This window comes from Frateuria hangzhouensis (genome assembly GCF_026410505.1).
In the GTDB taxonomy this organism is placed as follows: Bacteria; Pseudomonadota; Gammaproteobacteria; order Xanthomonadales; family Rhodanobacteraceae; genus Frateuria_A; species Frateuria_A hangzhouensis.
In genome coordinates this window covers 1-9,987 of the sequence record NZ_JAPMIU010000029.1, presented here as the reverse complement: position 1 = coordinate 9,987, position 9,987 = coordinate 1, and the positions used below count along the sequence as shown (strand labels likewise).

Sequence of the window (9,987 nt, the reverse complement as noted above, 5' to 3'; positions counted from 1 at the left end):
GCGAGCTCATCCGATGCCGGCCCGTGGTCCCTGCGACCACCTCGACGAGGCCTCATACATAGACGCAGCCGGTCGTTCTTGACAGCAAACGGGGGTTGACCGTGGAGGCGAGTCCATACATAGGGTGAGTCGGCCCACCCGAGTCGCGGCGCAAGAAAAGCCGGTGAGCTGAAGCCCGCCCTGCGTTTGCCTTCTTGGCTCGGGGCGGCCGCTCGGCTAGGCTGACGGGTTCCCGCCGCGGCGTTCCCGACCGGCCGCGCGAGCCCCCCAGCAACGGCACCGGACACATGCAGGACTCCCACGACCAGGCTTCCAACGAACAGGGCTACCAGCCGCAGGCGGTGGAAACCGCCGCGCAGCGATACTGGAGCACCAACCACGCCTACGAGGTGGTCGAAGACCCCTCCAAGCCCAAGTTCTACTGCCTGGCGATGCTGCCGTACCCCTCCGGCGCGCTGCACATGGGCCACGTGCGCAACTACACCATCGGCGACGTGATCAGCCGCTACCAGCGCATGAACGGCAAGAACGTGCTGCAGCCGATGGGCTGGGACGCCTTCGGCCTGCCCGCCGAGAACGCCGCGATCAAGAACCGCACGGCGCCGGCGAAGTGGACCTACAGGAACATCGAGCACATGCGCGAGCAGTTGAAGCGCATGGGCTTTGCCTACGACTGGACGCGCGAGTTCGCCACCTGCACGCCGCAGTACTACCGCTGGGAACAGTTGATGTTCACGCGGTTGATGAAGAAGGGCATGGCCTACCGCAAGAACGCGGTGGTCAACTGGGATCCGGTCGACCAGACGGTGCTGGCCAACGAGCAGGTGATCGACGGCCGCGGCTGGCGCTCCGGCGCGCTGGTGGAGAAGCGCGAGATCCCGCAGTGGTTCCTGAAGATCACCGACTACGCGCAGGAACTGCTCGACGGGCTGGACACGCTGCCGGGCTGGCCCGACGCGGTCAAGACCATGCAGCGCAACTGGATCGGCCGCTCCGAAGGCATGGAGATCCATTTCGCCGTCCAGGGTGAGCAAGGGACCGAAGTCGAGCCGCTGAGCGTCTTCACCACCCGTCCCGACACGCTGATGGGCGTGAGCTTCGTTTCCATCGCCGGCGAACATCCGCTGGCGCTCAAGGCCGCGCGGGGCAACGAACGCCTGGCCACCTTCCTGGAAGAGCTCAAGCACGGCGGTGTTTCCGAAGCCGAGCTGGAAACCCAGGAAAAGCGCGGCATGGACACCGGCCTGCGCGCGATCCATCCGGTCACTGGCGCAGAGATCCCGGTGTGGGTGGCCAACTTCGTGCTGATGGGTTACGGCACCGGCGCGGTCATGGCCGTGCCCGGCCATGACCAGCGCGACTGGGAATTCGCACAGAAGTATTCGCTGCCGATCCGCATGGTCATCGTCGACCGCGGCGTGGTGGATGCGCTGGCCGAGATCGGCCATGACCTGAAGACCGGCGTGCGCGCCGACGCGATGCGCAATGCGCTCGAAGGCGCACAAACCGATGCGGTCGCCACCTCGGCGGCGCTCGGCACGGTGCAGGAGTTCGAACGCCGCATCCAGGAAGATGGCGCTTACACCGAGCGCGGCATCCTGGTGAACTCGGGCGACTTCGACGGGCTGGATTTCACCCGCGCCTTCGAAGCGATCGCCGACCGTCTGGAACGCGATGGCAAGGGCCAGCGCCGCGTCAACTGGCGCCTGCGCGACTGGGGCGTTTCCCGCCAGCGCTACTGGGGCTGTCCGATTCCGGTGATCTACTGCGACACCTGTGGCGCCGTGCCGGTGCCGGAAGACCAGTTGCCGGTGGTGCTGCCGGAGGACGTGGAGGACGCGTTCGCCACCAGCGGTGCCGTGCAGTCGCCGATCAAGGCCGATCCGCAATGGCGCAAGTGCGCCTGCCCGCAGTGCGGCGGCCCGGCAGAACGCGAAACCGACACCTTCGACACCTTCATGGAGTCGAGCTGGTACTACGCCCGCTATACCAGCCCGGGCGCCGACGGTCAGGTCGACGCGCGCGCCAACTACTGGTTGCCGGTGGACCAGTACATCGGCGGCATCGAGCACGCCATCCTGCACCTGCTGTATTTCCGCTTCTATCACAAGCTGCTGCGCGACGCGGGCCTGGTGCAGTCGGACGAGCCGGCCACCAACCTGCTGTGCCAGGGCATGGTGATCGCCGAGACGTTCTACCGCGAAAATCCGGATGGCTCGAAGGACTGGATCAATCCCGCGGACGTGGAGATCGAGCGCGACGAGCGCGGCCGGGTCACCGGCGCGCGCCTGGCGGCCGATGGCGAGCCGGTGCGGATCGGCGGCATCGAAAAAATGTCCAAATCCAAGAACAACGGCGTCGACCCGCAGGCGATGGTGCAGAAATTCGGCGCCGACACGGTGCGCCTGTTCTCCATGTTCGCCGCGCCGCCGGAACAGTCGCTGGAATGGAGCGAGGCCGGCGTGGAAGGCATGGCCCGCTTCCTGCGCCGGTTCTGGCGCGAGGTCGCCACGCATGCCGAGCAGCCGGATCACCCGGTGGTCGACCCGGCCGCGCTCGACGCCGGCCAGAAGGCGCTGCGCCGGCAGTTGCACGAAGCCATCCAGAAGGTCGGCGACGACCTCGGCCGCCGGCACGCCTTCAATACCGCCATCGCCTCGCTGATGGAGCTGCTCAACGCGCTGGGCAAGTTCACCGACATGAGCGAGCAGGGTCGTGCGGTGCGCCACGAGGCGCTCGAAGCGATGGTGCTGCTGCTCAACCCGGTGGTGCCGCACATCAGCCACGCGCTGTGGCAGGTGCTGGGCCATCCGGAAACCGTGCTGGAGGACCTGGCCTGGCCGCAGCCGGACCCGGCCGCGCTGGTGCGCGATTCGGTGACGCTGGCCGTGCAGGTCAACGGCAAGCTGCGCGCTACCATCGAGGTGCCGGCCCAGGCTTCCCGGGAAGAAGCCGAAGCCATGGCGCGTGCGCATCACAACGTCGTCGCGTTCCTGGAAGGGCAGACCGTGCGCAAGGTGATCGTGGTGCCGGGCAAGATCGTCAACATCGTCGCGGGATGAACCCATGAACCGTCTGCTTCGCGTTTCGCTGCTGGCCTGCACCCTCGCGCTGGCGGCGTGCGGCTTCCACCTGCGCCAGAGCGCCGCGCTGCCGGCTTCGATGCAGCGCATGCACCTGGCCGTCAACGGCGGTGGCGACCTGCAGCGCGACCTGGCCCGCGCGCTGGAGGATTCGGGCGTCACCATCGAAGAGGAGGGCGGCCCCGGCATCGCGGAGCTGAAGATTCCGCTCGCCTCGTTCAACACCGAAACCCTGAGCGTCAGCGGCGGCGCGCGCGTCACCGAATACACCGTGCGCTACCAGGTTCGCTTCGAAGTCGACGGCGGCGACGGGCAGGCGCTGGTGCCGCGCCAGCGCATCGACATGTCGCGCGACTTCAGCTACGACGCCACCAACACGATCGGCACCGAGGCCCAGGTGGAAGAGATCCGCCGCAGCCTCAACGACGACATGGTGCAGGCAATCCTGTTCCGCCTGCAGGCCGCCGGCCGCAACATGCCGGCCGGCCCGGCCGCCGCCAGCGCCGGCTGACATGCCGTTGTCCGCCGCCCAGTGGAACAAGGTGCTGGCGTCCGATCGCCTGGCGCCGGTCTACCTGCTGGCGGGCGAGGAATTGCTGGTGCTGGAGGCCGCCGACGCGCTGCGTGCGCGGGCGCGCGAGCTGGGCTACGGCGAACGCGAGGTACTCGAGGCCGGCCCGCATTTCGACTGGGACGACCTGGCCCGTTCGGCCGCCGGCATGTCGCTGTTCGCAAGCCGCCGCCTGCTCGACCTGCGCCTGCCCACCGGCCGGCCGGGCGTGGAGGGTGCCAAGGCGATCACCGCGTTCTGCGCCGATCCGCCGCCGGACGTGACCCTGCTGATCAGTGCGGTCGAGTGGAGCAGCAAGCACGAAGGCGCCTGGACCAAGAAGGTCGACGCCGCCGGCGTGCTGGCCGTGTTCAACGCGCCCCGGCCGCAGGAATGGGGCTCGTGGATCGGCGCGCGGCTGGCCTCGCGCGGCCTGGCCGCCACGCCCGACGCTGCGGCGCTGCTGGCCCAGCGCGTCGAGGGCAACCTGCTGGCCGCGGCCCAGGAGATCGACAAACTGGTGGTGTTGCACGGCAGCGGCCGCATCGACGCGGCCGAAATGGAAAACCTGGTCGCCGACAGTGCCCGTTACGACGCCTTCAAGCTCACCGACGCCGCCTTCGCCGGCGATGGCGGCCGCGCGCTGCACATCCTGGCCGGCCTGCGTGGCGAAGGCGAGGAGCTGATCCCGTTGATGGGCTGGCTGGTCAACCAGCTGCAGTTGGCCCTGCGCCTGGCCAACGCCCGCGATTTCGCTGCACAGGCGCGCGCCGAGCGGCTGTGGCCCGCGCGCGAACAACTGTTCCGCAAGGCCTTGCGCCGCGCCCCGCGCGACCACTGGCTGGCCTGCCTGGCGCGTGCTTCGCGCATCGACCGCATGTCCAAGGGTCGCGAACGCGGCGAACCCTGGCTGGAGGCCGAACGGCTGATCGCCGCGATCGCCGAGCCGCGGGTGGCCGCGGCGCTGGCATGAGCGGCGTGCGCAAGGCGCTTGCCCGCTCTTGCCGGAGGGAACCATGAGCGAAAGCACGCGCCCGTTGGCCATCCTCGGCGGTACCTTCGATCCGGTTCATGTCGCCCATCTTGCGGTGGCGTGGGAGGCATCCGAACTGCTCGATGCCGAGGTACGCCTGATGCCCGCCAGCGTGCCACCGCATCGGCCGCCGCCGGTGGCCGATGCGACCACACGGGTGGCGCTGCTGCGCGCGGCGCTGCGGGGGCAGGACCGGCTCGGCCTGGACACCCGGGAACTGGCGCGGGGCGGGCCGTCCTACACCATCGACACGCTGGCCCAGTTGCGCGCCGAAAGCGGCACGCGGCCACTGGTCCTGCTGCTCGGTGCCGATGCCTTCGCCGGCCTGCCGGGCTGGCATCGCTGGCATGGGTTGTTCGAGCTGGCGCACATCGGCGTGCTGTCCCGCCCGGGCAGCGCCGCCACGTGGCCGGCCGAGCTGACGCGCGAGATCGCATCGCGGCATGCGACGGATCCGCGCCTGCTGCATAACGCACCCGCAGGCATGGTGGTGGCACTGGAGGTCACGCCGCTGGAGATTTCCGCCAGCCGGATCCGCGAGCTGCTGCAATGTGGCCGCGACCCCCGCTGGCTGCTGCCGCCCGGGATCCGGGACGAAGCGGGGTTGCTCGACGCCTACCGCGCGATCCTGTAGCGAACGGGCGGCCACGGATGTGGCGCACGCGCATGTCCTCGGTTGTTTCCCGTTTCGACCGCCCGGGCGCCACCGGCGATGGCGCGCGTCGCCGCGGCAAGCAAGGCGGCCGCCCTTCCTTCAACCGGCCGCAGGGTCCGCCCAGACGCTGTGCGTGTCACCGCTGCGCGCGCGGCGGGCGGTGGCGCGAGCCAGCACGGCGAAACCGACCGCCAGCGCCAACGCGACCAGATCGATCAACGCCAGCGCACCCTCGCCCCGCGCAATGGCGCGCCACGGCCATGCGCCGGTCGCCAGGCCGTGGCACACCGGCACCAGCGCGGTGACCGCGGCGGCCAGCCACAGCAGCTCGCGTGCAGCGCGCGCGGGTGGGCGCCAGGCGGCCCAGGCCATGCAGAGCAGCCAGCTGGCGAAACACGCTGTCCGTTCACCCCAGGCCGGTGACGACGCGAGCAGCGGCCCCAGCTGCGCGGCGACGAAGGCCACCGACACCGCCACGCAGGCGCCCAGGCACACGCCTGCCGTGGCACGCGCCATGAACACCGGGCCGCGGCCCTGCGCGACCTGGCGGCGCCGGCGGCGCGATTCGATCCACAGCAGATTGCCCGAGTAGAACAGGAACGCCCCGCCCAGGCCGAGCAGGAAGTACAGCCACTGCACCACCACGTTGCCGTAATCGCCGAAGTGCAGCGCATAGACGGCCGCCAGCGTGGCGTGGTTGGCGTCGCGGCGGCCCGGCAGCTGGGCCGACAGCACCGCGCCGCCCGTCGCATCCAGCGCCACCGCGCCAGCGCCCAGCGCGCGCGGCGAGCTGCCGGTGATCTCCACCACCGCATGCGCGTCGCCGGCGTGGGCCAGCTTGAGATAGCCCGGTTCGAAGTCCGCCACGCCGCGCTCGCGCGCCGCCTCGATCGCACGTGCGTGCCATTTCGCCACCGGCGACAACGTCGCCTCGCGGCCCGCCGGTGCGATGGGCCGCGCGGTATCCATGGCTGCGGCGGAGGCGGCCATCAGCCGGTCCTGGAAGGCCAGTGGCCCGAGCGCGGTCATCAGCACGAATAGCAGACACAACAGCGCGCCGGTGACCGCGAACACCAGGTGGAAAGGCAGGCTGAGCACGCCGATCACGTTGTGCGCGTCCTGCCACCAGCGCTTGAGGTTGTGGCCCCGGCGCAAGGCGAACACATCCCGCGCCAGTTGCGGCAGGTGGATCACCAGGCCGGACACCAGCGCCAGCCCGTAGAGCAGGGCGACCACGCCCATCAGCCAGGTGCCGACGAATGGGATGCCGAGCGTGTAGTGCAGTTCGTTGACCAGTTCCGGCAGCGTCGCGCCGGGCGGCGTGGAGCTGCCGGCGAGGTCGTGCGGCGTGGCGAACAGCCAGGTGCCGGAGGCGTCCTGCCAATAGGCCGTGGGCTCGGCCAGTTCGTAACCGGGGAAGGTCATGCCGACGTGCTGGCGGGCTTCCGGATGGCGGGCAAGTACGCCGTCGAGCAGCCGCTGCATGTCCTCAAGCGAGTACGGCGCGCCGGCCGCGGCGCCGGCCCAGCGCTGCAACTGCGGGTGGAACACGGTGATCGCGCCGGCGTAGAACGCCACGAACAGCGCCAGGCCGGCGAGCAGGCCGGTCCACGAATGCAGCGCCGTAAAGTTGCGCAGGGTCGCTGCCTTGAGCTTCAAGCGGTCGTTCTCATCGCACCCAGCCGGCCTGCTGCAGCACCCGCAGCAGGCCCAGGCCGAGCATTGCCAGGCCGCTTAGCCACAGCCATGCGCGCGGCCCGCTGGCAAAGCGCAGGCTGAGGCAGGCGACCGCCAGCCAGACCGGGAAGAACGCCACCAATCCGGGCACCAGCCACGATTCCCACGACCCTGGCGGCAGCCAGCAGGCCAGCCCCACCAGCGCGGCGGCGAGGAAGAATCCCGGCACTACGCCGGCGCCCAGGCGCGGCCACATCAGGGGGCCTCGCCCACGACACCACGACCTTTGCAGGAGCAGGCCAGCAGGGCGAGCCAGGGTTGCGCGGCCAGGGCCAGCATCCAGCAGGCGAGCATCGCGCACGCGCCGGCGGCACCGAGCGCGTGCATCCACGCGGCGAGGGAAAGCACGGCCAACGCGCAGCCCAGGCCGCGCGCCAGCCGTGGCCGTCCGCGCAACCGCGGCCACAGGCAGTGCGTCGAGCCGGCGTAGAACGCCACGGCGGAGAGCACTGCCGCGGCCAGGCCCAGCGCTTGCAGCCATGCGTCCATCGGTTACCAGCGGTACCGCGCGGTGGCGGTCACGGTGCGCTCGTAGCCGTAGTAACACCACACGGCGCTGTTGCAGGCCGAGACGTACTCCTTGTCGGCAAGGTTGCTGGCGTTGAGCTGCAGGCGCCAGCCACCGGCGTCGTAGTGCACGGCCGCGTCGAGCAGGGTATAGGAGGGCGTCTTCCACTCATTGTAGATGTCGCCGTAGTGCGCGCCCACGTAGCGCGCGCCGCCACCGAAGCCGAGCCCGGCCAGCGGGCCGGACACGATGGTGTAGTCGGCGCCCAGCGAAGCCTGCTGTTGCGGCAGCAAGGCGATCTGCTTGCCCAGCGAGGGCAGGTCGTTGGTGCGGGTGACCTCCGAATCGCTCCGGGTGTATCCGCCGTACAGGCTGAGGTTCGTGCCGACGTTCCAGCGTCCCTCCAGCTCGACGCCGCGCAACCGCGTCTGGCCCTGTTGTACCTGGTAGAGCGGGTGGTTGGGGTCGATCGTCAGCGAGTTCTTCTGGGTGATCTGGTAGGCGGCCAGGGTCAGCAGACCGTTGCCGCTGGCGGGCTGGTATTTGAGGCCGGCCTCGTACTGGTCGCCGGTGGTCGGTTTGAACGCGTGGCCGTCGAACGCGGTGCCGACCGTCGGCTGGAACGAATGCGACCAGGACATGTATGGCGCGAATCCGCTGTCGAACAGGTAGTTGATGCCCACCCGGCCGGAGAATGCGTGGTCGGTCTGGCGCGCGGAACCGCCCTGGATCAGGTCGTCGGTATCGGTGCGCACGCGGTCCTGGCGGCCGCCCACGGTGACGCCCCAGCGGCCGAGCTTGAGCTGGTCCTGCACATAGACGCCCAGCTGCGACTGGGTCTGCTTCGTGTGGCTGGTGTAGGCCGGCACGGTGACCGGGCTGCCGTAGACCGGGTCGAAGATGTCCAGCGTCGGCGCGTTGAAGTCGAACGCCGAGGCGTAGTCGTCCCTGGCGCGGCGGTAGTCGATGCCGCCGAGCAGCGTGTGCTGCACGGCGCCGGTATCGAAGGCGTACTGCAGGTTGTTGTCCACGCCGAAGGTGCGGGTGTGGTTTTCGTTCGGGAACAGGTAGCGCAGCAGCGTGCGCCCGTCGGCGAGCAGGCCGAACGCGCCGACATTGGCGCCGTTGTTGTCGACGTCCGCTTTTCCCAGGCGCAGGTTCTGGTTGAAGGTCACGCCGCTGGCGAAATCATGGCGCAGCTCGTAGCCGATCGAGGCCAGCGTCTTGTCGTAATCGTTCTGTCCCGGCTCGCCGGTAAAGCGGTCGCGCGGGATCGTCCCGTTGGGATTGGGCAGCAAGGTGCCCGAGGCCGGCAGGAAGCCGCCACCGGAGGCGGTGGCGTTCTTCTGGAAGCGCGAAAGCACGGTCAGCGCGGTGGCGTCGTCCGGCTTCCAGGTCAGCGCGGGGGCGATGTAATAGCGGTCGTCGCTGATGTGGTCGACCATCGTGTCGCTGTTGCGCGCCAGGCCCGTGAGGCGATACAGCAGGGTGCCGGAGTCGCTCAGCGGGCCGCCGAAATCGAAAGCGCCCTGGCGCAGCTCGTGGCTGCCCAGCTGCAGCTCCACTTCGTGCAGCGGCTCTTGCGTCGGTCGCTTGCTGACCATGTTGACCATGCCGCCTGGCGGCATCGCGCCGTAGACCACGGACGAGGGCCCCTTGATCACCTCCAGCCGCTGCAGTCCATAGGGCTCGATGCGGGTGATGCCGGTGCCCGAGCCGGCCGGCAGGGCCAGACCATCCAGGTAGCGCGCCGGGGTGAAACCGCGCACCAGCAGCCAGTCGCTGCGCGAGTCCGGGCCATAGCCGCCGCCCTGCGCGCCGGCGGTGTACCACACCGCTTCCTCGACGCCGTGGATGCCTCGTGCGCGCATCTGGATTTCGGTTACCACGGATACCGATTGCGGGATCGCCACGATCGGCGTGTCGGTCTTGGTCACCGAGTCGCTTTCCCTGGCGATCGGCACGGTTACCTGCACGCCTTCGAGGTTGGTGATCTGCGGGGGGATGCTTTCCGCCGGCGCGCCGGCCGACGGCGAGGCCGCGAAGGCGGCGATGGGCAAGGCCAGCAGGCACGGCAGGGCGGAACGGACGGCCCGCGGGAGCGGGCGGGAGGGCATCGACATCACTGGCCTTGGCGACGTGGCGAAAGATCCGCTGGCGGGGCATCCGGAGAAGCGGGTCCCGGGAGTCCACGAGCGGGCTGTCCCCACCAGGCATGCGCCTGCAAGTGAGAATGATTCGCATTGTAAACGTCATGCCCGCCGCAGGCAAATGCCGCACACGCAACCCGCCATCCGTAATCACATGGACTCGCCCCCGCGCACTTAGGCGTCATGGCGCCAGCGGTGAGATAACGCTTTCACCGTCACATGCGGAGGGCGAGTCATGAGCAAGATTACGACCATTGCAATCGATCTGGCC

The 9,987-nt window shown here is 69.5% G+C and carries 8 protein-coding genes; 4 read left to right on the top strand and 4 right to left on the bottom strand.

Features of this window, described 5'->3' with window-relative positions:
* Positions 1-287 precede the first annotated feature (287 nt).
* Genes leuS through nadD form a run of 4 tightly spaced genes read left to right on the top strand, consistent with a single transcriptional unit; the run spans position 288 to position 5,300 of the window.
* Positions 288-3,062 carry a leucine--tRNA ligase gene (gene leuS, locus OSC30_RS16605; RefSeq protein ID WP_267172964.1) on the top strand — a complete coding sequence of 925 codons (2,775 nt, stop codon included), beginning with the start codon at positions 288-290 and terminating at the stop codon, positions 3,060-3,062.
* A gap of 4 nt (positions 3,063-3,066) precedes the next feature.
* The gene (locus OSC30_RS16600; RefSeq protein ID WP_267172963.1) at positions 3,067-3,594 is read left to right on the top strand and encodes an LPS-assembly lipoprotein LptE; all 528 of its coding nucleotides are present in this window, start codon (positions 3,067-3,069) and stop codon (positions 3,592-3,594) included.
* 1 nt (position 3,595) lies between these two features.
* Entirely contained in the window at positions 3,596-4,606 is a 1,011-nt protein-coding gene (holA, locus tag OSC30_RS16595) for a DNA polymerase III subunit delta (protein ID WP_267172962.1), read from the top strand.
* Between the two features lie 43 nt (positions 4,607-4,649).
* Positions 4,650-5,300, top strand: a complete 651-nt coding sequence (nadD, locus tag OSC30_RS16590; protein ID WP_267172961.1) for a nicotinate-nucleotide adenylyltransferase — start codon at positions 4,650-4,652, stop codon at positions 5,298-5,300.
* Between the two features lie 120 nt (positions 5,301-5,420).
* Here nadD and OSC30_RS16585 read toward each other — a convergent pair whose 3' ends face one another.
* Genes OSC30_RS16585 through OSC30_RS16570 form a run of 4 tightly spaced genes read right to left on the bottom strand, consistent with a single transcriptional unit; the run spans position 5,421 to position 9,683 of the window.
* Positions 5,421-6,980 (bottom strand): PepSY-associated TM helix domain-containing protein, encoded by a 1,560-nt coding sequence (locus OSC30_RS16585; protein ID WP_267172960.1) that lies wholly within the window; start codon positions 6,978-6,980, stop codon positions 5,421-5,423.
* Positions 6,981-6,990: 10 nt separating this feature from the next.
* Positions 6,991-7,254, bottom strand: coding sequence for a hypothetical protein (locus OSC30_RS16580; RefSeq protein ID WP_267172959.1), 264 nt, complete (start codon positions 7,252-7,254; stop codon positions 6,991-6,993).
* On the bottom strand, positions 7,254-7,547 hold the full coding sequence (locus OSC30_RS16575; protein ID WP_267172958.1) for a hypothetical protein: 294 nt from the start codon (positions 7,545-7,547) through the stop codon (positions 7,254-7,256). The genes OSC30_RS16580 and OSC30_RS16575 overlap by 1 nt, the downstream gene beginning before the upstream one ends.
* A 3-nt stretch (positions 7,548-7,550) precedes the next feature.
* A complete protein-coding gene (locus OSC30_RS16570) occupies positions 7,551-9,683 on the bottom strand; it encodes a TonB-dependent siderophore receptor (protein ID WP_267172957.1) in 2,133 nt (710 codons plus the stop codon).
* Between the last annotated feature and the right edge of the window lie 304 nt (positions 9,684-9,987).